This window comes from Microbacterium sp. B19(2022) (assembly GCF_012030385.1).
In the GTDB taxonomy this organism is placed as follows: Bacteria; Actinomycetota; Actinomycetes; order Actinomycetales; family Microbacteriaceae; genus Microbacterium; species Microbacterium oxydans_B.
Window position 1 is genome coordinate 1 of the sequence record NZ_JAAUVO010000012.1, and the last position, 22,301, is coordinate 22,301.

The 22,301-nt window shown below is 70.1% G+C and carries 25 protein-coding genes and 1 pseudogene; 12 read left to right on the forward strand and 14 right to left on the reverse strand.

Going from position 1 to position 22,301, the window contains the following annotated elements; all coding sequences use genetic code 11:
* From HCX50_RS12050 to HCX50_RS12065, 4 genes and pseudogenes are all read left to right on the forward strand, one after another.
* A pseudogene (locus HCX50_RS12050) lies at nt 1-835 on the forward strand (hypothetical protein); the annotation flags it as partial.
* Nucleotides 835-1,143: a hypothetical protein gene (locus HCX50_RS12055; protein ID WP_167634554.1), complete on the forward strand. Its 309-nt coding sequence runs from the start codon at nt 835-837 to the stop codon at nt 1,141-1,143. The pseudogene HCX50_RS12050 and the gene HCX50_RS12055, both read left to right, overlap by 1 nt.
* Nucleotides 1,144-1,153: 10 nt before the next feature.
* Nucleotides 1,154-1,894: a substrate-binding domain-containing protein gene (locus tag HCX50_RS12060; protein ID WP_167634555.1), complete on the forward strand. Its 741-nt coding sequence runs from the start codon at nt 1,154-1,156 to the stop codon at nt 1,892-1,894.
* A gap of 35 nt (nt 1,895-1,929) precedes the next feature.
* On the forward strand, nt 1,930-2,646 hold the full coding sequence (locus HCX50_RS12065) for a glutamine amidotransferase-related protein (RefSeq protein WP_167634556.1): 717 nt from the start codon (nt 1,930-1,932) through the stop codon (nt 2,644-2,646).
* A 29-nt stretch (nt 2,647-2,675) separates the two neighbouring features.
* On the opposite strand, the gene HCX50_RS12070 is transcribed toward HCX50_RS12065, so the two are convergent.
* Nucleotides 2,676-3,146 (reverse strand): glutaminase, encoded by a 471-nt coding sequence (locus HCX50_RS12070; protein ID WP_167634557.1) that lies wholly within the window; start codon nt 3,144-3,146, stop codon nt 2,676-2,678.
* Entirely contained in the window at nt 3,143-4,357 is a 1,215-nt protein-coding gene (locus tag HCX50_RS12075; RefSeq protein WP_036303154.1) for a cation:proton antiporter, read from the reverse strand. The genes HCX50_RS12070 and HCX50_RS12075 overlap by 4 nt, the downstream gene beginning before the upstream one ends.
* A gap of 86 nt (nt 4,358-4,443) precedes the next feature.
* Between HCX50_RS12075 and purU the strand changes: the two genes are divergently transcribed.
* Nucleotides 4,444-5,295, forward strand: coding sequence for a formyltetrahydrofolate deformylase (purU, locus tag HCX50_RS12080; RefSeq protein WP_091027524.1), 852 nt, complete (start codon nt 4,444-4,446; stop codon nt 5,293-5,295).
* Here the strand turns inward: purU and HCX50_RS12085 are convergent.
* Nucleotides 5,292-6,341 carry an NAD(P)H-dependent flavin oxidoreductase gene (locus tag HCX50_RS12085; RefSeq protein WP_167634558.1) on the reverse strand — a complete coding sequence of 350 codons (1,050 nt, stop codon included), beginning with the start codon at nt 6,339-6,341 and terminating at the stop codon, nt 5,292-5,294. The two genes, purU and HCX50_RS12085, sit on opposite strands and share 4 nt — an antisense overlap.
* A 95-nt stretch (nt 6,342-6,436) precedes the next feature.
* Between HCX50_RS12085 and HCX50_RS12090 the strand changes: the two genes are divergently transcribed.
* Both HCX50_RS12090 and HCX50_RS12095 read left to right on the forward strand, forming a co-directional pair.
* Nucleotides 6,437-6,709, forward strand: coding sequence for a DUF6412 domain-containing protein (locus tag HCX50_RS12090; RefSeq protein WP_091027523.1), 273 nt, complete (start codon nt 6,437-6,439; stop codon nt 6,707-6,709).
* Nucleotides 6,710-6,775: 66 nt separating this feature from the next.
* Nucleotides 6,776-7,555: a YidC/Oxa1 family membrane protein insertase gene (locus tag HCX50_RS12095; protein WP_091027521.1), complete on the forward strand. Its 780-nt coding sequence runs from the start codon at nt 6,776-6,778 to the stop codon at nt 7,553-7,555.
* Here HCX50_RS12095 and HCX50_RS20190 read toward each other — a convergent pair.
* The 3 genes from HCX50_RS20190 to HCX50_RS12110 form a co-directional block, all read right to left on the reverse strand.
* A complete protein-coding gene (locus HCX50_RS20190; protein WP_091027519.1) occupies nt 7,527-8,444 on the reverse strand; it encodes an EamA family transporter in 918 nt (305 codons plus the stop codon). The two genes, HCX50_RS12095 and HCX50_RS20190, sit on opposite strands and share 29 nt — an antisense overlap.
* 40 nt (nt 8,445-8,484) lie before the next feature.
* On the reverse strand, nt 8,485-9,369 hold the full coding sequence (locus HCX50_RS12105) for an SDR family oxidoreductase (RefSeq protein WP_091027517.1): 885 nt from the start codon (nt 9,367-9,369) through the stop codon (nt 8,485-8,487).
* Nucleotides 9,370-9,496: 127 nt separating this feature from the next.
* Nucleotides 9,497-9,844: a DUF7882 family protein gene (locus HCX50_RS12110; protein ID WP_091027514.1), complete on the reverse strand. Its 348-nt coding sequence runs from the start codon at nt 9,842-9,844 to the stop codon at nt 9,497-9,499.
* Nucleotides 9,845-10,032: 188 nt separating this feature from the next.
* Between HCX50_RS12110 and HCX50_RS12115 the strand changes: the two genes are divergently transcribed.
* From HCX50_RS12115 to HCX50_RS12125, 3 genes are read left to right on the forward strand one after another with little or no spacing between them, the layout of a single operon-like run.
* Nucleotides 10,033-10,533 carry an FHA domain-containing protein gene (locus HCX50_RS12115; RefSeq protein WP_091027512.1) on the forward strand — a complete coding sequence of 167 codons (501 nt, stop codon included), beginning with the start codon at nt 10,033-10,035 and terminating at the stop codon, nt 10,531-10,533.
* Nucleotides 10,534-10,576: 43 nt separating this feature from the next.
* Complete coding sequence (locus HCX50_RS12120; RefSeq protein ID WP_167634559.1) at nt 10,577-10,990, forward strand: CBS domain-containing protein; 414 nt, start codon at nt 10,577-10,579, stop codon at nt 10,988-10,990.
* The gene (locus HCX50_RS12125) at nt 10,987-11,487 is read left to right on the forward strand and encodes a CinA family protein (RefSeq protein WP_091027508.1); all 501 of its coding nucleotides are present in this window, start codon (nt 10,987-10,989) and stop codon (nt 11,485-11,487) included. Before HCX50_RS12120 ends, HCX50_RS12125 begins: the two co-directional genes overlap by 4 nt.
* A 23-nt stretch (nt 11,488-11,510) precedes the next feature.
* Here HCX50_RS12125 and HCX50_RS12130 read toward each other — a convergent pair whose 3' ends face one another.
* From HCX50_RS12130 to HCX50_RS12155, 6 genes are all read right to left on the reverse strand, one after another.
* Entirely contained in the window at nt 11,511-12,599 is a 1,089-nt protein-coding gene (locus HCX50_RS12130) for an alcohol dehydrogenase catalytic domain-containing protein (RefSeq protein ID WP_091027506.1), read from the reverse strand.
* An 11-nt stretch (nt 12,600-12,610) separates the two neighbouring features.
* Complete coding sequence (locus HCX50_RS12135; protein WP_167634560.1) at nt 12,611-13,318, reverse strand: phosphonatase-like hydrolase; 708 nt, start codon at nt 13,316-13,318, stop codon at nt 12,611-12,613.
* The gene (locus tag HCX50_RS12140) at nt 13,315-14,454 is read right to left on the reverse strand and encodes a TIGR03364 family FAD-dependent oxidoreductase (protein WP_091027504.1); all 1,140 of its coding nucleotides are present in this window, start codon (nt 14,452-14,454) and stop codon (nt 13,315-13,317) included. Before HCX50_RS12140 ends, HCX50_RS12135 begins: the two co-directional genes overlap by 4 nt.
* Nucleotides 14,451-16,178 (reverse strand): phosphonate ABC transporter, permease protein PhnE, encoded by a 1,728-nt coding sequence (gene phnE, locus HCX50_RS12145; RefSeq protein WP_205829070.1) that lies wholly within the window; start codon nt 16,176-16,178, stop codon nt 14,451-14,453. The genes HCX50_RS12140 and phnE overlap by 4 nt, the downstream gene beginning before the upstream one ends.
* On the reverse strand, nt 16,175-17,005 hold the full coding sequence (gene phnC, locus HCX50_RS12150) for a phosphonate ABC transporter ATP-binding protein (protein WP_167634561.1): 831 nt from the start codon (nt 17,003-17,005) through the stop codon (nt 16,175-16,177). Before phnC ends, phnE begins: the two co-directional genes overlap by 4 nt.
* Before the next feature lie 107 nt (nt 17,006-17,112).
* Nucleotides 17,113-18,042, reverse strand: coding sequence for a phosphate/phosphite/phosphonate ABC transporter substrate-binding protein (locus tag HCX50_RS12155; RefSeq protein WP_167634562.1), 930 nt, complete (start codon nt 18,040-18,042; stop codon nt 17,113-17,115).
* Nucleotides 18,043-18,211: 169 nt separating this feature from the next.
* Here HCX50_RS12155 and HCX50_RS20195 point away from each other — a divergent pair, with 169 nt between their 5' ends.
* Entirely contained in the window at nt 18,212-18,955 is a 744-nt protein-coding gene (locus HCX50_RS20195) for a UTRA domain-containing protein (RefSeq protein WP_167634563.1), read from the forward strand.
* A 250-nt stretch (nt 18,956-19,205) separates the two neighbouring features.
* Here the strand turns inward: HCX50_RS20195 and HCX50_RS12165 are convergent, their stop codons facing one another.
* Nucleotides 19,206-20,348 (reverse strand): sensor histidine kinase, encoded by a 1,143-nt coding sequence (locus HCX50_RS12165; protein ID WP_167634564.1) that lies wholly within the window; start codon nt 20,346-20,348, stop codon nt 19,206-19,208.
* A 227-nt stretch (nt 20,349-20,575) separates the two neighbouring features.
* Between HCX50_RS12165 and HCX50_RS12170 the strand changes: the two genes are divergently transcribed.
* Nucleotides 20,576-21,232: a response regulator gene (locus HCX50_RS12170; protein ID WP_029261076.1), complete on the forward strand. Its 657-nt coding sequence runs from the start codon at nt 20,576-20,578 to the stop codon at nt 21,230-21,232.
* Here the strand turns inward: HCX50_RS12170 and HCX50_RS12175 are convergent, their stop codons facing one another.
* Nucleotides 21,233-22,096, reverse strand: coding sequence for an EamA family transporter (locus HCX50_RS12175; protein ID WP_167634565.1), 864 nt, complete (start codon nt 22,094-22,096; stop codon nt 21,233-21,235).
* Between the last annotated feature and the right edge of the window lie 205 nt (nt 22,097-22,301).

The following is a 22,301-nucleotide window of genomic DNA, read 5'->3' on the forward strand; positions in this document are numbered from 1 at the left end:
GGCGCGTTCGTCGGCAGCGTCAGATGTGTATAAGAGACAGGAACAGGACCAGGCGTGGCGACGTCAGCAGCAGGATGTCGAGCGCGCCGCCCGCGATCAGCTGCGCCGTGAGCGCCAGGCCGAGGCCGCCGTCTTCGCCTCCGAGGCAGCCGAGCGTCGACGCATCCGCCGCGCATCGAACCCGCGCGCAGGCTTCGCATTCGCCGCGACCATCCTCGGTCTCGCGATCATCACCGGGGCCGCTGTCGGTCTCGTCGCGGGTGGCGAAGTGGTCGGCACAGCCCTCGGGTTGCTCGCCGCCGCCCTCATCCTGGCGCTCGGCATGATCGTCGCCGGAGCGTTCCGCCGACGCAGCGGCTTCCTGGCGTTCATCACCGTGCTCACGCTGGTGGGCGGCCTCGTGGTCGGCGGGTTCTCCTCCCTGCAGGGCTTCAGCCTCGGCTGGGCGTCGGTCACGAACTACCGCGCGGAACATGTCCGGCAGCCGTTCGGCGAGCTCAACGTCTCGCTGAATCAGCACGACGACGCGCCCCGGCCGATCGTGATCGAGAAGGGCTCCGGCGCGACCAACATCTACGTCGATCCGGGTGTCCAGCTGCAGCTGCGTGCGACCGTCGACACGGCGGATATCACCTGGACCCGCGTCGACGCCGAGTACTACAACATCATCGATTCCGGCACCTGGGCGGGCACGCGGCGCGACGGGGAGTCGGTCGTCGCCGAGAACATCTCCGCGGAGAACGTGTCGACCACCACCATCCAACCCGTCACCATCGATCAGAACAGCGGCGAGATCTCCATCACCGTCGTCGAGCCGAAGAAGGAAGACCAGTGATGAGCACTCCCACGACCACCGAGCCGACCACCGCGCCGCGCACCCGCTGGGCCGCCATCATCTGGGGACTGCTGTTCGCGGCCATCGCCGCCGTATCGCTCGGCCAGCTCGCCGACGCCGCCCGTCGTGAGACGATCGCGGATGCGCTGATGACCATGACACCCACGACGATCACCGCGATCGTCCTGCTCACCGCCGGCGTGCTGCTGCTCGTCGGCGGGGCTGCCGGGCTCATCCGCCGTGCTCAGCGCAAGCTGGCGGCCGCATCTCACTCCCAGCAGGAAGTGGCCGCGCCCGTCGCCGAGTAGCCTTGACCCCATGGCGAATCAGGGAAGACGGCCCGCGAAGGGCGCAAGCCGCGGCACGCCCGTACGCCGGAACAAGGCCGCCCCTGCCGAGCGATTCCCCCCGCAGAAGCCCAAGAAGAAGACCGCCAAGGTCGTCTTCGACGCCCCGCAGCCCGAACCCGAGGCACCGCGCACCTTTCGACTGGGCGCGGTGCCCGGTGCGACTCCGGGCAAGTGGATCGGCGCGTGGAAACAGCGGATGCCGCGTGTGCCGCTCGAGCTCGTGCCGATCGAGGCGGCCACACAGCGCGCCGCGCTCGACGAGGTGGATGCCGCGCTGGTGCGGCTCCCCCTCACCGACGAGTCACTGCACATCATCCCCCTGTACGACGAGGTCCCGGTCGTCGTCGCCGCGGCCGACTCGCACCTGATGGCGGTCGAAGAGCTCACCGCCGCCGACCTCGAGGGCGAGGTCGTGATCGGCCTCACCGACGACGTGCTCGGCCCGCTCGATCTGCCGGGCGCGACACCGGCGAGCTTCGCCGCCCTGCCGACCGACGAGGCGATCGCGACCGCCGCATCCGGCGTCGGCATCGTGGTCGTCCCGATGTCGCTCGCCCGCATGCATCATCGCAAGGATGCCGACCACCGCGTCCTGGCGAATGGGCCGACCTCGACCGTCGCCCTCGTCTGGCCGCGCGACCGGACCACGCCCGACGTCGAGACCTTCGTCGGCATCGTCCGCGGGCGCACCGCGAACTCCTCCCGGTGACCGGCGACGCTCGTCGCGCTCGTTAGAATCTCCTGATGGCCTCGCTCCTCTACGTCTGCGTGCGTCCCGAGCTCGGGGCGGCGGATGCCGAGCACGCCTCGTTCCGGCGGGCGCTCGGCGCCGACGTGGTCGACCGGCTCGACCTGCTGCAGACGCCGCTCGACATCGAGCGTGCGCGGGGCTACCAGGGAATCGTCGTCGGAGGTTCGCCGTACAACGTCTCCGACACCGTGAAGTCCCCGGAGCAGCTGCGCGTCGAGGCCGATCTGCGCACTCTGGCCGATGCGGCCATCGCCGCCGAGGTCGCCGTGTTCTTCACGTGCTTCAGCATCGGTGTCGTGACCCGCATGCTCGGCGGAGAGGTCGTCACCGACACCCCGGAGCCCGCGAGTGCCACTGTGATCGACGTGACTCCCGAGGGCACGGCCGACCCGGTGTTCGGCCCCAGCGGCCCGGCGCTCACGGTCTTCACGGCGCACAAGGAGAGCGCCGCGCATACCCCGCCCGGCGCCGTGCTGCTCGCGACGAACGAGGTGTGCCCCGTGCAGGCCTACCGGGTGGGCACGCATCTGTACGCGGCGCAGTTCCACCCCGAGCCCACGCCCCGCGACTTCGCCGACCGGATGACGTTCTACCGCACCACCGGCTACTTCGACCCCGACGAGTTCGACGCGGTGCAGCAACAGGTGCTGGCGGCATCCGTCACCGAGGGCGCGGCGCTCCTCCGGCGATTCGCCGAGACGTTCAGCTGAGTCAGCCCGGTTGAGTCGGCCCGCTCGGGTCAGCCGGCCGCGCCGTCGCGCAGCAGAGCCACGCGCTCCCGCAGGTATGCCTCCAGCGGCATGAAGCCCCCGGCGGCGCTCCAGCGCACCGACGGCACCCCGTCGACCAGGGCGAGCGGACCGGAGGAGCCACCGGCATCCACCGCATCCACGTCGATCACGCTCCACCCCACGTGCACGACGTCGCCCTCGTCGAAGCCCCCGCGCAGCGCCTCGGCCCGGCGCTCGGCCCGCTCGCGCGCCGACTCGGCCGTGTAGCCGCGGCGGCCGGGATCGGCGGCCCGCAGCACCTCGGCGGTCGCCAGCGCATGCGTGTCGGTCAGCAGCAGCACTCCGAGATGCCAGGCCTCGCCGACACGCACGATGCGACGCCCGCGCCATCGGGAGTCGCGCTGCTCGCCCAGCCCCTCTTTCGGGGCGCCGTCGAGGGCGGCCACAGCCGCGGTCAGCAGCGCCGATGCGGTGGTCACAGCTCCCCCTGCACAGCCTCGCCCGCGCGTGCCGGTCCGACGACCTCCGCGCGATCGCCGCGCAGCGTCATCCCGATCAGCGGATACAGCAGCACCGAGAGCATGCCGGCCCCGACCAGCGCGGCGGCCGTGCCGGTGTCGAGCATGTCCTGATCCACACCGATCGCGGTGACCGCGACGATGATCGGCAGACCAGTGGCGGCCAGCAGACCGAGCGCGGCACGGTCGCGGACGCTCATCCCCGCGGGAGCCGAGAGCTGCGCGGCCGCACCGCGGATCACGAGCAGGGCGATCAGGAAGATCGGCACCAGCGCCAGCGCGGTCGGCGATGTGAGCAACGCCTGCAGGTCGAAGGTCACACCGGTGTAGAGGAAGAAGATCGGCACCAGGAAGCCGAACGCGATGGCCTCGATCTTGCTCTCGATCTGCTCGGCGGACTCCTTCGGCGCACGCGTCATGATGATGCGCCAGACCGCACCGGCCACGAACGCGCCCAGCAGCATGTCGAGGTCGAGCATCACGCTCAGACCGACGAGGGCGGCGATGAGCAGGATCACGAAACGAACCCCGAACTGGTCGGACGTGTGCAGTGTCGCCAGGACGATGCGATGCAGACGCCCGTGCGGCACGCGATGCGCGAGCAGCACCGCGAGTCCGGCGAGCACCACGAAGGTCAGCAGGACGGCCGTGGCGATAGGCGTGGTCCGCGTGCTCAGGAAGATCGAGATCGCGATCAGGGGCAGGAACTCCCCGACGGCCCCGATCGTGCTGATCGCTCGGCCGAAGGGCGTGTCGAGCTCGCGGGCGTCGCGCAGGATCGGCATGAGCGTGCCCAGCGCCGTGGAGCTGAGTGCGATGCCGACGACGACCATCCCCTCGCCCGGCGCGAAGAAGAAGCCGAGGCCGATGCCCAGCAGCACGCTCAGGAGCCAGCCGGCCGATGCCCGCGCGAGCGGCTTTCCGGCCACCATCTTGAAGTCGATCTCGGTGCCGGCGACGAAGAACAGCAGCGCCAGGCCGAAGTCGCTGAGCTTCTCCAGCAGCGGACCGGGCTCGACCCAGCCGAGCACCGCCGGTCCGACGAGGATGCCGAGCACGAGCTCGAACACGACGATGGGCACCCGCACCACGGGACGCACGCCGCGGGCGAGCAGGGGCGCCGCAACGGCCAGCAGGGGGATCAGCACCAGGCCGAGGTCACTCGCTTCCACGAGACTCAGAGTAGCGAGTCGCCTCCCGCGATTCGCCCCCGCTCTGCATCCACGGCAGAATCGATGCACACCCTCGAGGAGCCCCCATGTCTCAGCCCGATACCGCCCGCCTGCTGATCGCCTGCGACGACCAGCCCGGCATCGTCGCCGCTGTCGCCGGTGTGCTCGCCCAGCACGGCGCGAACATCATCTCGCTCGACCAGCACTCCACCGATTCCGAGGGCGGACGCTTCTTCCAGCGCACCGTGATCCACCTCGACGGACTCTCCGCCGCGCGCCCGGCCCTCGAAGCCGACATCGCCGCCGTTGCCGAGCGCTTCGGCATGGAATGGTCGCTGCACGACGTGGCCCGCCGCAAGCGCGTCGCGATCTTCGTGTCCAAGTACGACCACTGCCTGATGGAGCTGCTGTGGCGCACGCAGCGCGGCCAGCTCGACATCGACATCACGATGGTCGTCTCCAACCACCCCGATCTGGCCCAGTCGGTGCGCTCGTTCGGTGTGCCGTTCGTGCACATCCCCTCCGGCGACAAGGCCGCCATGGAGGAGCGTCAGCTCGAGCTGCTGCACGGAAACGTCGACCTCGTCGTGCTCGCCCGCTACATGCAGATCCTCACCGACGACTTCATCACCCGTCTCGAGGTGCCGGTGATCAACATCCACCACTCGTTCCTGCCCGCGTTCATCGGTGCGAACCCGTACGCGCGTGCCAAAGACCGCGGCGTCAAGCTCATCGGCGCGACCGCGCACTACGCGACGGCCGACCTCGACGAGGGCCCGATCATCGAGCAGGACGTCACGCGCGTGACCCACTCCGAGTCGGCGGCTCAGCTGCAGAGCCGCGGTGCCGACGTGGAGCGCCTGGTGCTGGCCCGCGCCGTGCAGTGGCATGCCGAGGACCGCGTGATCGTGCACGGCAAGTCCACGGTCATCCTCTAGCGGTCGGCCGCCGGAACGCCTGCCGCCAGCTCGGCGAACACCTCAGCGGCGGTGTCGTGGCGCACGAGTGGGGCGGCCTGGCCCATCCACAGCGACTGCAGCGCGCCCAGGTTCTGTTCCCCCGCCGCGGTGCGGAAGCGGCCGGTGAGCCAGTTCTGCATCGGGAATGGAGCGATCGTGCCGCTCGCCTCGATCGCCCGCACGACGCGGTTGCGCGCACCGCGAGCCAGTCGCCCGCTCATCGCGCGCGTGAGCACGGTCTCGTCGGCGGCAGTGGACTGGATCGCCTCACGGTGGGCCTGGTTCGCTGCAGACTCGGCGGTCGCGAGGAACGCCGTCCCCACCTGCACTCCGGAGGCGCCCAGCGCGAAGGCCGCGGCCACCCCCCGCCGGTCGGCGATGCCTCCCGCCGCGATCACGGGAACGTCGACCGCATCGACGACCTGCGGCACCAGCGCGAACGTCCCCACCAGCGACTCCTCGGCCGGGCGCAGGAACGACACCCGGTGGCCGGCCGCCTCCGCACCGGTCGCGACTACGGCATCCACGCCCGCCTCGGCGAGGGCGACCGCCTCGGCCACCGTGGTCGCCGTGCCGACGATGCGGATGCTGCGGCGGCGGGCCTCATCGACCATGTCCGCAGACGGCACGCCGAACACCACGCTGAGCACCGCGGGCGCGATCTCCCAGATCGCCTCCAGCTGTTCCTCGAGCGGCGGGTTGTAACGCTCCGGCCGGGCGGGCACGTCGACGCCGACCGCCTCGTAGAACGGCTGCAGCGCCTGCGCGAAGACCGTGTGCTGTGGGTTCGGCTCGACCTCGTCGCCCGTGGGCAGCCAGATGTTCACCGCGAACGGCCGGTCGGTCGCTGCCCGAAGGTCGGCCCCGGTCGTGCGGATGCGGTCGCCGTCGTAGCCGTACAGGCCGAACGAGCCGAGCCCGCCGGCGTTGCTCACCGCCGCGGTGAGTGCGATCGAGGAGAGCCCGCCGAACGGGCCGAGGATGATCGGATGCTCGATCCCGAGCAGGGCGCGAAGGTCACTCATGCTTCGACGTTACGCCCGCGGCGGAGGGAGACGGTCGACCGTGACGGCCGGTCTCGCGGTCCCCGGTGCTACCCTCGCTGCAGAGGGGAGTGCGCATGAGCGAGTGGTTCGGGCAGATGCTGAGCTTCGTCGCGACCGCGCTCGGACTCGTCTCGATGCCGGATGCCGCCGCCCTCGGTCTCGCCATCGCACTGCTCGCCGTCACGGCGCTGACGCTCGCGATCGTGCTGAGCGTGCGCCCCGAGGCCACCTCCGACGCCCCGCATCCGCTGCGGGCGATCGACATCGGAACCCTGCTCACGCAGAGCGATCCTGACGCTGCCGGCCATCCGCGCCCGCGCGCGCCGGGGGTCGCGACCGCCGCGTAGTCCGTCCACACGACGGGATGACGCGGCTTTCGCCGACCCTTCCCGACGCCACGAACGGACAACTCCATGGACCCCTTTGCCTTTCCCCCTCTCGCCGCCCTCCTCAACGCCGCCTACGGCGCACTGACCGGGCTCTCCGACCTCCTCACCCCGATCGCCGGAGCCTCGGCCGCAGCCCTCGCGGTCGTGCTCGTCACTCTGCTGGTGCGGGCCCTGCTCATCCCCGTCGGCATCTCGCAGGCTAAGGCCGAGCAGACCAGGGCGCGCCTCGCCCCGAAGCTGCGCGAGCTGCAGCGCCGCCACAAGAAGAACCCCGAGCGCCTGCAGAAGGAGATGATGGCGCTGTACAAGGCCGAGAACACCTCGCCGTTCGCGGGCATGCTCCCGGTGCTGGCGCAGGCCCCCGTCGTCGGCATCCTGTACACACTGTTCCTGCGGCCGGAGATCGCCGGACACCCGAACGAGCTGCTCTCCCACGACCTGTTCGGCGCTCCGCTGGGGACGAGCCTGGTCTCGGCGCTGTTCGGGGGCACGGCCACGCCCACGACTTTCCTCGTCTTCGGGGTGCTGCTCGCCATCATGATCGCCGTCGCCGAGGTCACCCGCCGGGTGTTCCGTCCGACGCCGGTCGAGGGCGACGACTCGCCGCTGAACTCCCCCACGATGCTGCGCGTGATGTCGTCGCTGCACTACCTGACGGCGGTCTTCGCGGCCTTCGTACCCCTCGCGGCTGCGCTGTACCTCACGGTCACGGTGGTGTGGACGCTCGTGCAGCGCGTCATCCTGCGCCGACGGTTCCCGCTCCCGACCCCCGCGGTCAGTCGGGCAGCGGTATCGGGGCGGTGAACGGGCCGGAGGGGCCGCCGTCTCGGCGGTCCTTCCGCACGCCGAGCGTCGCACCGACGCTGGCGGCGATCACGAGGACGACTGCCAGCATCCGCAGCGGAGTCGCATCCTGGCCGAGGATCAGCCAACCGGCCAGCGTTGCGAACGCCGGTTCGAGGCTCAGCAGCACGCCGAACACGCGCTGCGGCAGACGGCGCAGCGCGGCCAGCTCGAAGCTGTACGGGATCACCGATGACAGCACCGCGGTGATGGCGGCCAGCAGCAGCAGCTGCGGGTCCATCGCGACCGTCGATGCCGCCGGGATGCCGACCGGGATGAGGAGCACGGCCGCCACGACGAGCCCCATCGCCAGGCCGCTGCTGCCGGGGATGAGCGCGCCGACGCGGGCGCTCATGCGGATGTACATCACCCAGAACCCGGCCGCGATGAGGATGAACACGAGCCCGAGCGGGTCGAGCGGCTCGGCCCCGATCAGGCCGTCGATGCCCAGTGCGACCATGCCGAGGAGGGCGACACCGACCCAGGCGGCGTCCGCGAGACGACGGGTCAGCACGGCGGCGAGCACGAGCGGACCGAGGAACTCGATCGCGACGGCGGGGCCGAGCGGGATGCGGTCGATCGCGGCGTAGAAGAACCCGTTCATCGCGGCCAGCGAGACGCCGAAGAGCACGGCGGCGAGCCACTGCGGGCGCGTCCACTTGCCCGGGCGCGGCCGCACGATGACGACGAGCAGGATGGCGGCGATCGCGACCCGCAGCGAGGTCACGCCCCAGGGCCCGAGCACCGGGAACAGCTGCGCCGCGACGGCCGCACCGAAGGGCAGTGAGAGGCACGAGCCGATGACGAGTGCGACGCCCACGAGGGGGCCGGACGCGGCGGGCTTCTGCACCAGACAAGCTTAGGCGGGCGGCCCTCGGCCGCCGGTCAGATCAGAGCGGCTTGCCGCCCGTCACCGCGATCACCGAGCCGGACGTGTACGACGACTCCGCCGAGGCGAGGTAGACGTAGGCGCCTGCGAGCTCCGCCGGCTGCCCCGCGCGTCCGAGGGGCGTGTCCTGTCCGAAGGTCGCGAGCCGCTCGGCATCCCAGCCGGTCGCGGGGATCAGCGGCGTCCAGATCGGGCCGGGCGCCACGGCGTTGACTCGGATGCCCTTGGGCCCTGCCTCTTCCGCGAGCGCCTTCACGAACGCCACCTGGGCGGCCTTCGTCATCGCGTAGTCGATGAGTCCGGGCGACGGGTTGAATGCCTGGACGGATGCCGTCACGATGATGCTCGCACCCGGCTCGAGGTCGGGGTACGCCGCGCGGGCCGAGAACAGCAGGCCCACGAGGTTCGTGTCGAACACGCGCCGCATCCGGTCGGTCTCGAGGTTCTCGAAGCCGTCGATGTCGTGCTGGTAGGCGGCGTTGAGCACGAGGGTGTCGAGCCCGCCGAGTTCACTCCGCGTGCGGGCCACGATGTCGGTCGCGAAGGTCTCGTCACGCAGGTCTCCCGCGAAGCTCACACCCGTGCGCCCCGCCTCGCGGACCAGCGCCAGAGTGTCTTCCGCGTCGTCCTGCTCCTCCGGCATGTGCGCGATCGCGACATCGGCGCCCTCGCGTGCGAAGGCGATCGCGACCGCCCGCCCGATGCCGGAGTCGCCGCCCGTGATGAGCGCTCGACGCCCCGCCAGGCGGCCATGGCCGACGTAGCTCTCCTCACCGTGGTCGGGGTCGGGGCGCGTCAGCTCCGTGAGTCCGGGCTGGTCCTGCTGCTGCGCGGGGAAGCCCTCCTCGCGATGCGCGTGCCGGGGGTCGGAAGCGTTGTCGGTCATGGCCGATCCTCCTCGTCTCGATGTGTCGGACCGACTCTTCCGGATCGACCGCCGCGAGTGCAGGGGGTTGACAGCCGTGCATGGAGGCGGCGAGGAGCGCCGCCTCGAGAGGAGACGTGCGGCCGAGTCAGAGCTGAGGCGTGACGGGGATCTCTTCGGTGCCCGGCTCCACGCCGGCCTCGGCGGGCTCGGGAACCAGATACAGGCCACTCGGCGCGTTGGCGGTGAAGGCGAGAGCCTCGATCCACGCCCGGTTGATGGAGGGCTGGCGGCTGCCGAAGTACTTGAACACCAGGGAGCTGCCCGGCTGGATCCACACGGTCGTGCGTCCGCCGCCGACGCTCGCATCTTCACGCCAGCTGAACGGGAACGGCTCTCCGCGCCGCAGCTTCGCGGTGATGACCAGTTGCAGATGCGTGAGAGCGCGATCTTCGATCTCGGTCTTCACTCCACCTTCATAGACGAACTTGCCCATATCGTGTGCTCCTTGGTCGCAGTCTGGCCGAGACGACGGCTCACCCTATTCTCGCTCACGCGGCGACAGTATTCCGCCTCTGTTCTGCGCGAGGGCGGCTGCGCGTCCGCCATCGCGAAGTCAACCCCCTCGGCAGAACGGAGAAGCCCTCCTAATGTCGGATTCCCCAGCTCGAGGAGGGCATTTCCATGAACGCACGACACATCGACGACCGCCCCGACGAGGGATACACCCCCGGGACCACCCACGCCGAGTGGGGCGCGGGGAACCCCCGGCTGCGCATCACGCGCGACGACGAGCGCACCGAATTCGCGCTCGAGGCGGATGAGGTGCGGATCGGCTCCGCCGAGGGCAACGAGCTGCGCCTGCCCGACACCGATCCCCTGCATGCCACGATCACGCACGACGACCGCGACGAGTACGTGCTGACGCTGCACGGCGAGGGCGAGATGAACGCCAACGCCGGCGCGGATGCCACGCACCCGGGTGACGACAGCGAGACGCTCCGCACCGGCGCGCACTTCACGGCCGGACCCTGGACGCTGGTGTTCGCCCGCGAGGAGTTCGCCGACCACGGCCGCCCCTACGGCGGACGCGCGGGTGGCGAGTACTCGGATCAGCCGCTGCAGCCCCCGCGTCCGGACTACGACGGCGACGCCGCGGAGTCCGCCCCGCCCGCGCAGCGGTGATGCCGGGCGCCGACGCGCTTCGACGAACACGAGAGGGAAGACGATGACCACCACACGCGACCTCATGACTCCGAGCCCGCGCTGCATCGGCGTGAACGACTCACTGCGCATCGCCGCATCGGTCATGGCGGATCTGAACGTCGGAGCCCTGCCCATCTGCGGTGAGGACAGCCGCCTCAAGGGGATGCTCACCGACCGCGACATCGTCGTCGGTGCCATCGCGCTCGGGATGGATCCGGAGACCACCCCTGCGGAGGCGCTCGCCAACGGAAAGCCCATCACGGTCGACGCGGACGACGACATCCGGGTCGCGCTGGACCGCATGGAGGAGCACCAGATACGGCGGCTGCCCGTGATCGCAGAGCATCGGCTGGTGGGAATCGTCAGCCAGGCCGACATCGCCCGCTCGCTGTCGGCGGCGACGACCGGCAAGACGGTGGAGAGCATCTCGCAGTGACCGACGACATCGAACGACTGAGCGACCTCGCGCGCGAACGAGGGCTGCGTGTGGCCGTGGCGGAGTCCCTCACCTCGGGTCGGTTGGCGAACACGGTCGGGTCCGGAGCCGAGGCATCCGAGTGGTTCGCGGGCGGCGTCGTGGCCTATCTGACGGATGTGAAGGAGCGCGTGCTCGGGCTGGTCCCCGGCACGGACCCCTGTTCGGCGGCGTGCGCCGAACAGCTCGCCCTCGGAGCGCGCGATCTGCTCGACGCCGACCTCTGCGTGTCGACGACCGGAGTCGGCGGGCCCGATCCCGAGGGGGCGCATGAGCCGGGGACGGTCTACCTCGGGTGGGCCACCGCCGACGCGGTCGGACACCGCCGCCTTGCGCTGACGGGAGATCCCGAAGAGGTCCTGGCGGCGACGGTCGAGGCCGCCGTCCGGCTGCTGGCCTTCCATGCCGAGGGCCTGCGACCCGCCGGCCCCCGCCGAACCCCGCAGCAGAACGCGTAGATCGACCGCCGGTCCCCGAAGGGTCAGTGCCCCGGGAGCAGTCCGATCCGCAGCGGTGCGCCGGGTGCCGCCGCTTCTTCGAGGGCTGCATCGATCTCCGGGAGCCCGCGCACCGCGCCGACCGCATCGCCGAACGGATAGGCGCGCCCGCGCCCGGCCAGGAACGCGACGGCCTCGGCGAGTTCGGCTCCCGTGTAATTGTGGATGCCGGCGACCGTGACCAGGCGCCGCACGATGCTCTCGGCGTCGAGCGGGACGGGATCGGCGGGGAAAACGCTGCCGACCAGCACCACCGTGCCACCGACGGTCACGCCGGCGAGCGCCTCGCCCACGGCGTGCCCCGAGGCCTCGATCACGACGTCGGGATCGCGGTCCAGACTCGTCGCGCCGAACCGCGCGGCGAGCGCACGACGATCCGGGTTGGGGTCGAGAACCTCGACCCTCGCACCCTGCTCCGCGGCGATCGCGGCCGCGGAGAGCCCTACGAGGCCCGCCCCATGGATCCGTACGCTGGCCCCGTCGAGGTCGTGGTCTCGCGCGGCCCTGGCCACGGCCGCCCAGGCCGTCGCAGTCGCACACCCCGCCGGGGCGAGCACGGATGCCGGCAGCGCCTCGGGCACGCGCACGATGGCGGTGCCCTCCCGCAGCTGCACATGGCTCGCGAACGCACCGGTCAGGTCGCCGTGCGCACCGACCCGGTCGTGCCCGTACTTGCCGAGGCTGCGGCACTTCTGCGGCATCCCCCGCAGGCATCGATCGCAGCTCGCGCACGAGATCGTCACCGACCACACCACGCGGTCGCCGATGCGCAGCGGAGTGCCGTCGACCGTGTTCGCGCCGGTGTCGCCGGTCGCGATCACCCTCCCGACGCTCTCGTGACCGAGAACGAGCGGGGTCGGGGCCGAGCGGCGCCCCTGCACCGTATGCACGTCGGAGCCGCAGATCGTCGACATCTCGACCGCGACGAGCACGTCGCCGTCGGCGAGCGCGACTCCCGGCACCGCGATCATCTCGTGCGGATGCCCCTCGCCGATCCAGACCATCGCGGTCGCCGCCGGGCGCAGGGCGACATCTCGGCGGTGACCGGGTGGACGGATCAGCAGCGTTCCCATGGCGATCCCTCTCAGGAGGCGGTGACGAACGGGAGCAGCTCACGCTGGGCGAGCACGCCGCGGAGGGCCGTCACGTCGCTCAGCACAGCATCCGCTCCCGCGGCGCTGAGCGCCGGGCGATCGTGGGCACCGGTGAGCACGCCGGCGACGAAGCCGGCACCCGCCCGACGCCCGGACTCGACGTCGCTGACGGTATCTCCGGCGACGGCGACGGCCTGCACCGACGAGGTCTGCGTGCGCAGCAGGGCCGCGAGCACGAGGTCGGGTGCCGGGCGACCGCGACCCGCGTCGACGGGAGACAGCGCGAGGTCGATGAGGTCCCGCCAGCCGAGTCCGTCGATGAGAGCCTCGCGCGTCACCGGGGCGAACCCGGTCGTCAGCGCGACCTTCAGCCCGGCGTCCTTCAGACCCTGGATCGCGTCTGCCGCGCCGGGGATCTCGGAGACACCCTGCTCGGCGACGATCTCGGCATAGGCACCCTCGAACGCGACGGTGGCGCGCTCGGCCGCGGCCCGGTCGCCCGAGGCGAGGTGCGTGAAGACGTCGATCTTCGACTGACCCATGGTCAGGCGCACGTAGTCCAGCGCGGCGGCCCACGGCATCCGGTCGGCGACGCCCGTGCGCTCGGCGGCGCGCTGGAACGCCTGCTCCACGACGCCGTCGTCGAGCACCGTGGTTCCCGCCATGTCGAGGACGACGAGTTCGAGAGGAGTGGTCATGATGTTCCTTCCATTGCTGCCGTCCACCCGAAGGCGGCGGCGAGGTTCTCTTCGGCCAGGCCGAGGCCCGTGGTCATCCCGATGCCGGTGGTCGCGGCGAGCACGAGCACGCCGTCGTCGCCGCGGTCGATCAGGAACTCCTGCGGTCCCTTCGCGTAGACGCCCTGCCACCGCTCGATCACCCGCGGAGCCGGTGCGTCGAACAGCGCCGTCGCCTCGGCGAGGAACGCGGTGAAGGCGGCCTCGGGCTGGAAGGGCGCCGGAGCGACCGCGGTCGCGTGCGAGTCGCCGATGATGAGCGTGCCATCCGGCAGCTGCGTGTACATCTGGTTGAGGTCGATGGCCGCGAGGTCGGGCCGCTCGACATGCAGGCGTTCCCGCAGCACTGTGGCCTCGACCCCGTCGGCGAAGCGGCCGTAGCGCACGAGCGACCAGCCGGTGAGCAGTGGCGCGGCGAGCGGATGCCGGAACGACACCGCCGCCCGCATCATGTCGAGGGCGCAGCGTGCGATCCCGTGCCGCTCGGCGACCTCGGGAAGCAGCTGGTCGATGTCGTGGTTCACCGCGACGACGACGCTCCCGCAGCCGATCGGGCCTCGGGTGGTCTCGACCCGGCCGGCCCCCACCGCGGTGACCGCGGTGCGGAACCGGAACTCCACTCCCAGGCTCGCGAGATGACGCACGATCGCCGTGGCCGCCGTGCGCGGATCGGTCTGCAGGTCGACTTCGATGTGCGCGCCGCCGACGAGGCCGTCCGCCCGGAGCGGGGCGAGGCGCAGGAGCTCGTCGGCCTCGAGCAGGCGGATGCCGCCCTCGCGGGAGGCCGCCTCGAGCACGGCGATCTCGTCGTCGTGGCGGGCGGCCACGAGTGTGCCCGACTCGCGCAGCCAGAAACCGGCATCTTTGGCGAGGCGCAGCCACAGCTCGCGGGAGACGTCGGCGTAGCGCCGGGCCTCCCCGCCCTGGGCGCCGATGCAGAGATGCCCGAAGTTGCGGATCGTGGCGCCGACCGGGGCCTCGGTGCGGTCGACGACCACCACGCGCAGCCCACGGCGGACCGCCGCGTAGGCCGCACCGAGGCCGACGATGCCCGAGCCGACGACCACGACGTCGGCCGTGTCGTGAGTGCCGTTCATCGGAACACCTTCCGCATCCACATGGCGAGCCCTTCGACCACGAGCACGGTGACGAGGATCATCAGGACGATCGCGGTCACGGTCTCGTAGCGCGAGCCCTGGCTGGCATTGAGCAGGTAGTACCCCACTCCTCCGCCGCCGACGATGCCGAGGATCGTCGCCGCGCGGATGTTCGTGTCGAGCATGTAGAAGCTGTGGCCGATGAGCGCCTGCATCCCCTGCGGCACGGTGGCCGAGGTGTAGGTCTGCAGACGGGTCGCGCCGACCGCACGCAGCGCCCGCTCCGGACCGCGGTCCACCTCTTCGAACGAGTCGGCGATGAGCTTGCCGAGGAGTCCGATGCCGCCGATCGCGAGGGCGATGACACCCGCCTGCGCACCGAGGCCCGTGATGACGACGAGCACGATCGCGAGGATGAGTTCCGGGATGCCGCGGATGCCGACGAGCAGCAGCCGTGCCGTTCCCCGCGCCCCTGGGCTCGGAGCGACGTTGCGGGCGGCGAGTGAGCCCAGCAGGATCGACGGGAGCAGGGTGAGCACCGTCGCGGCGAGAGCGATCGCGACCGTGTCGCGCATGGCCTCGAACATCGCGCTCGCGTCGTAGTTGCCGAACGACGGCGGCCAGAACCGGGCGGCGACCTCGGGCAGCTTGGCCCAGAACGTGAAGAAGTCCATCCAGTTGATCTGGCTCACCACGACGCTGCCGATCACGACGAGCACGGCGACGACACCGGCGATCGTGTGACGCACGCGCTGCGCCGTCCAGGGTCGCCGCACCGCGGTCTGCGGGCTGGCGGCCCAGTCCGGGCGCCCGGCGGGTGCCGCTGCGGCGTGCGCACCGAGCCGCGGGTGCAGCATCCGGTCGATCCAGGAGCGGGTGTGCTTCTGCGCGCCGAGCATCGCCCCGCGCACCATGCTGGAGACGATCTCCATCACGATGCAGAGGATGAAGATGACCAGGGCGATGCCGAGTCCCTTGCCGTAGTTGAGCGACTTGAACGCGTACGACATCTCGAGGCCGAGGCCGGCGACGCCGACGTAGCCGAGCACGACGCTGCCACGCAGGTTGATGTCGTTGCGGTGCAGCACGGTCGCCACCCAGCTGGGCAGCACCTGCGGCAGGATGCCGGCACTGAACTCCTGCATCTTCGAGCCTCCGGCGGCGCGGATCGCGAGACGGGGGCCTTCGTCGATCTGCTCGATCGCGTCGGCGAACATCTTCGAGATCATGCCGATCGAGTGGATGCCGATGGCGAGGATGCCCGGGAGCGTCCCGAGGGAGAACATCAGCACGAAAGCCATGGCCAGGACGACGTCGGGCAGCGCCCGGGTGAGGACTCCGATGAAGCGTGCCGCGGCACGCCAACCGTTCCCCGGCGTCGTGTTGGATGCGGCGAGGTAGGCGATCGGCACCGACAGCACCGCGGCGAGCAGGGTGCCGACGAGCACGAGGCCGACGGTGAGGGCGATCAGCCAGGCCAGGTCGGCGGGCTCGGGGAACGACAGGCCGCCGACGCGAGCCATGAAGTTCTCGGCGTTGCCCCAGCTCTGCACCATCGCCGGGATGGAGATGTCGACCTCGCGGACGGCGAGTATGCCGAGCACGACGAGCGCGACCAGCGTGAGGGATGCCGCGATGCGCTCCGGCGAGATCCGACGCTTCGGCGCCCGCTCGGCGACCGTCGAGGCCGCTGCGGTGCGCGGACGGTCGGCGAGGAGCGTCATGATGCCGCCACCTGTGCGGCCGCCACGACGAGCTCTTCCTGCACGGCGCGGATCTCGGCGGTGGTGGTCGCGACGCGACCGTAGATCTCCATGACCTCGGCCTTGGTGAGGTCGGTGGTCGGGGTGTCGAGCACGACCTCGCCGTGACGGAGCCCGACGATGCGGTCGGCCCAGCTGATCGCGAGGTCGACCTGGTGCAGGCTGCACACGACGGTGAGCCCCTCGTCGGCGGCGATCTCGCGGATCAGTGCCATGACCTGCTCGCTCGACTCCGGATCGAGCGAGGCGACCGGCTCGTCGGCGAGGAGGATGTCGGGCTTCTGCATGAGGGCGCGGGCGATGGCGACGCGCTGCTGCTGTCCGCCCGAGAGGGTGTCGCTGCGCTGGTACGCGCGGTCGAGCAGGCCGACGCGATCGAGGTGCCCGAGTGCGGTGAGCTTGGCGGCCCGCGAGTAGCCCCAGAGCCCGAGGCGCGGCCCGCGCACACCCGACAGGGAGCCGGTGAGCACGTTCTCGAGCACCGTGAGCGACGGCACGAGCTCGAACTGCTGGAAGATGAAGCCCACGCGGCTGCGGAGATTCCGCAGCGCCCGGCCCTTCAGCGAGGGCACCTGGGAGCCGAGCACCTCCACCGAGCCGGAGGTAGGGATCTCGAGGCCGTCGAGGTGGCGCAGCAGCGTCGACTTCCCCGAGCCGGAGAGGCCGAGGAGCACGACGATCTCGCCGCGGGACACCTCGAGCGAGGCGCCCTTCAGTGCAGTGGTCGTGCCGAAGGTCTTCGTCACGCCGTCGAGACAGATGAGGGCGTCGGATGCCGAGGCGGTCATGTCGTAACTCCTGTGGTGTGGTGTGTCATGCGGTGGGGCCCTCCGCCTCGCCGCGCGGGGCGGGCGAGGCGGAGGGCACCGGGTGAGGCGAAGCGGTCAGGCCGGGCTCAGCCCTGGCACTGCTCGGCTTCGGTCTCCTTGCAGATGTCGCGGATCAGGTCGTAGTAGGCGTCGTCGACCGGCTTCGTGGCGTAGAAGACGCTGCGGAAGGAGTCGCTGTCGGCGCTGTCGATGCCGGCGGCGATGATGTCGTCGATCGTGACCTCGGAGAGTCCGTCGACGAGCTGCTTCGAGACCTCGTCCGGAAGCGTCGACGAGTACACGAGCGGGGCGCCGGGCACCATCGTCTCGGCGATGACCTTGACCTTGTCCGACTTCTCGACCTCGGAGTCCTCGGCGAAGCCGACCTCGCACTCGACGCCTTCGCCGACCTTGGTCACGCTCACGTCGTGCTTGCCCGCGAAGACCGGAGTGATGTCGGCCTTCGGGTCGATGCCGGCCTCGATCAGGTTGTACGACGGGAACAGGTAGCCCGAGGTCGAAGACGGGTCCACGAAGCAGACCTTCTTGCCCTTGAAGTCCTCGAGACTCTTGATGTCGCTGTCGACGGGCACGATCGCCTGCGAGTAGTAGCCGGGCTCCTGGCCCTCGTCGGTGACGATGGAGGAGATCGGGGTGAGCTTGGCGCCGTTGTTGGTGGCGGTGACGTAGGTGAAGCCGGAGAACGAGGCGACGTCGACCTTGCCGGCGACGGCGGCCTCGATGAGTGCCGCGTAGTCGGTGGACTCGTGGTACTCGACGGTCTTGCCGGTGAGGTCGGCGATGTAGTCCATGAGCGGCTGGTAGTTCGTCTCGGTGTCGACCGAGTCGGGGACGACGCCGAAGACGAGGGTGTTCTCGTCGACCGCGAAGCCGCTCGCGGTGGACGACTCGTCGGCGCCGGGGGTGCCGGTCGCCTCGGCGGAGCCGGCACAGGCGGCGAGACCGAGGGCGAGGAGCGCGACGCCGGCGAGGGCGGGGAGAGCGCGAAGCTTCATGAGGACCTTTCAGGGTGTGAGGGGTGATCCACGGAAGACTCTCGCAGGTGCCGCGTCGAGATATGTACCTAACTCGGATTTGTTCAGAGGTCGTTTACCGAGCATTCTTCTGGATGAACACCCCAGGAACACGCTCGCGCCCGCCAGCGTGATCAAGTAATGTACCTATGTGGCTGAAGCTGTATACACCCAGATCGCCGACGACCTCCGCGCGCAGATCGCTGCCGGCGGGCTGCATCCTGGCGACGACGTTCCGACCGAGGCGGAGCTCGCCGAGCGATGGCACACCTCCCGTGGTCCGATCCGCAACGCGCTGGCGGCGCTGCGCGGCGAGGGCCTGATCGAGACGAGCCGCGGACGGCCGGCCCGCGTCGTGGCCCGCAAGGCGAATCAGGCCGTAGACGTGTCGGTGCCGTTCACACGCTGGGCGCGCGAGCTGGGCGTCTCCCCCGGGGCCGAGACGCAGGAGCTGAGCCTGCGTCGCGCCGGCGACCTGGCGGCGGCGCTCGATGTCGACCCGAGCGACACGATCGTCAGCGTCGTGCGGCTGCGCCTGCTGGAGGGACGCCCGACGATGCTCGAGCGCCTCAACTACACCCAGGTCGCGGGCAGACACCTCTTCGACGTCGATCTCGACCAGGTGTCGATCACCGAGCACCTGTCGTCGGTGGGCCACCCGATCGTCACGCTGCAGCACGTGATCGATGCGGTGGCGGCCGACGATCAGGATGCCGCCCTGCTGCGCGTGCCACGCGGCACGCCTATCCTGCGGCTGACCCGCACGTCTCGTGACGCGGAGGGGCGGATCTTCGAGGCCTCGGAGGACCGCTACCTCAGCGAGGTCGTGCGCTTCACGGTCGCCGCATCCGGCATCTCGACCGACGGGCACTACATGCGCGCGGTCGGCGGATAGCGAAGCGGGAAACACCGCTCGGAGGCCGGAAAAACAGGCCGTTAACGCAGAAGGCGATCGCGAGCGCGCAAGTTTTTCAGAAGCCAGAAAGACCGCGCCCGCGATCGCAGCGCTGGGGACGCTTTATCTGGGGAGCCTTCAGGATACGGCTGCGCGCAACCCGTTCCACACTGTCGAACGTCGAGACTTCCCTAGACTTTCGTCTAGGTTCTCGCGGATCGCGGAAAGGGTGCTTCCACACTCTAGAGCATCAGACGACCGGAAGTCGGGCCGACACGACCCAGAATCCGTCGACTTCGCCGGCGCTGAACTCACCGCTCGCGCCCATGACCCGCTCCGCCATCCGGCCGAGGCCCGTGCGGCTCGACGAGAGCTCGCGGCGCGGCGTCGTCGGCAGGGGGCTGCGCAACGTGAGGAGCGCGACCTCATCGTCCACGGCGAGGGTGATCTGCACCTCGCCGGGGCCAGCGTATTTGAGGATGTTCGTGGCGGATTCACGCGTGATGCGCGCGAGGACGATCTCGACGGCTCTCGGGATCCGCTCGTCCTGAGGATCACCCTCTCGGGCGACGGAGTGGCCGGCGGCTTCGAACTCCTCCGCCGCTTCGTCGATCGCGGCGGCGAGGTCGCCCGTCTGCACGCTCGACGACTGCGGACCGTCGTCGGCGAGTTCGATCACGAAGCGGAGATCGGTCATCGCCTTGCGCGCGGCGACTCGGATCGCCTCCTGCGAATCGGAACTCGTCTGGGGGTCTTCGAGCATCTGCACGTGCAGCGCGACCACCGTGAGGTGGTGCGCGATGCTGTCGTGCAGCTCACCGGCGATCCAGCGTCGCTCGGCGAGTACGGCTTGGCGCTCCTGCTCGGCGCGCGCCTCGAGTTCACGTTCGAGACGGCTGCCACGGGCGAACGCGAGCCGTAGGGCGAACCCGACAGCTCCGGCCACCGTGGCGAAGATGAGGAAGAGACCGACGTTCACATCGGTGTCAGCATCGCCATTGGCGACGACTGCTGCAGCGATGAGGAACGCACCGGTGTACGACAGGATCAGGGAGGTCCACCCCAGCCTCATGACCAGGCCTGCCGCGACAGCGGCGGCGGTCAGAACCTGGGACTCGGTTCCCACGAGAAATGAAGTGGCGAACACGACGCCGAGGGCGCATGTCGCGATGAGCGGATTCCAGAGGTAGAGAGCGAACGCTGCTGTGCATGCGACGCTCACCAACAGTGCCACCGGGTTCACACCCGGGGTGGTGAAAAAGCCTATGACGTCTGTGGCGATGGTGATGGAGACGATGACCAGGACGACGATTCGCTCGATCGCGCTGAGCTTCTCGCCCCGACCCAACCGAAACGAATCCGTGGATCGTCGGGTCGATTGGTCGAAGGCCATGGGTTCACTATCTCCTATTCGCCAGGTACGCTAGCGGACGAGACCAAAAAACTTGCCAACCTGCTGCCAGAAAGTCATTACGTTCACCTCCATTATGTAGTCGTTCGTCGATGTCTGTATTCATCTTCTCGGCGAATCGCGGAGCGCACATCTGTCTCTCGTCTAGAGGTTTTTAGCCAAAGGTCTACATCGTCATCACCTGTCGCCCGCGCCGTTAGGCTTCCCCCATGCAGGAAATCCGTGTCGTGATCGTCGATGACGATCCCCTGGTCCGCTCGGCGCTGTCGCACTTCGTCTCCCGCGACCCCGAGATCACCGTGATCGCCCAGGCGGAGGACGGCGTGGAAGCGATCGCCACGGTTGAGCGCGAGCAGCCCGACGTCGTGATGATGGACGTGCAGATGCCCGAGATGGACGGCATCGAGGCCACCGGCGTGATCGCCGAGCGCTGGCCGCACGTCCGCGTGCTCGCTGTGACGACTCTCGACGGCAGCGACACGGTGCTCCCGATGCTGAGTGCCGGCGCCTCCGGGTACCTCCTCAAGGACTCGAGCGCCGAAGAGATCGTCACGGGCGTTCGCGAGGTGCACAGCGGCGCCAGCTCGCTCTCCCCGCGGATCGCCTCGATGCTGATCAAGCACGTGCGCGACTCCACGCCCGTCGCCGCAGACGCCGATGCCCTCGAACCTCTCACCGACCGCGAGACCGAGGTGCTGAACTGCCTCGCGAAGGGCATGTCCAACGCCGAGATCGCAAAGGCACTGATCGTCTCCGAGGGCACGGTGAAGGCGCACCTCGGACGCATGATGTCGAAGTGGCACCTGCGCGACCGCGTGCAGATCCTCGTCACGGCCGCGCACGCCGGGCTCGTCAGCTTCCGCTGATCACAGGGCCAGCAGGACGATCCCCGCGACAACGACGAGCGAAGCCGCGATCCGCCAGCCCGGACGCGACTCGCGCAGCACGAACACTCCGAACAGGCTCACCAGCACGACGCTCACCTCGCGCAGCGGCGCCACCAGCGCCACCGGGGCGATCTGGATCGCGGTCAGCACGAGGATGTACGACAGCGGCGACAGGATGCCGAAGACGAGGATCCGTCGCCACTGCGCGCGACCGAGCGCCCAGACGGCATCCCATCGGCGGCGCACCGCGAACGAGTAGAACGGCACCTGCAGCAGGCTCGTGCCGACCATGAACGCGACGGGCGAGAGGTTCCAGGTGCGCACCGCGTGCGCGTCCCAGATCGTGTAGACCGCGATCGCGACCCCGGTGAGCAGGCCGAACAGGATGCCGGGATCGATGCGCCGCGAGCGACCTCCGGTCCCCCGGTCGACGAGACCGATCGCCACGACGCCGACGATCACGGCCGCCACCCCGATCAGCGCCACCACCGAGGGTCGCTCCCCGAGCAGCAGCACCGCCACGATCACCGACAGGAACGGTCCGGTTCCCCGCGCGGTCGCGTACACGGTGGAGAGGTTCCCCTCGCGGTAGCCGCGCTGCAGCACCGTCATGTAGGCCACGTGCAGCACCGCCGAGACGGTCACGCCCAGCGCGAAGGAGCCGAGGTCATCCGTTCCCAGACCGCCCGTGAAGGGCACGACGCCGATCCAGACGAGCGTGCTGCCGACCGCGCCCCACCAGAGGAACGGCGACCCCGCTCTGCTGACGCCGTGGGCGATGATGTTCCACGCGGCGTGGGCGATGGCCGCCCCGAAGACGAGGACGAACGCGAGAGAGGACACGACGAGACCCTTCCGTCCGGCGCGCGGCGCGACGAACAGGGTCCTCCGGGCTTTTGTCCTGTCAGATGACGGCCCTCCTGCGGAGGAGAACCGTGGCGCCGCTCGGACCAGACGGGTGTGGACCCCGGAACCCTAGGCGCTATCGAGACGAGCCTAACCCGGCGGGATGAACACCAGGCAAACGACGGCCCGTGGCAGGAAGCGG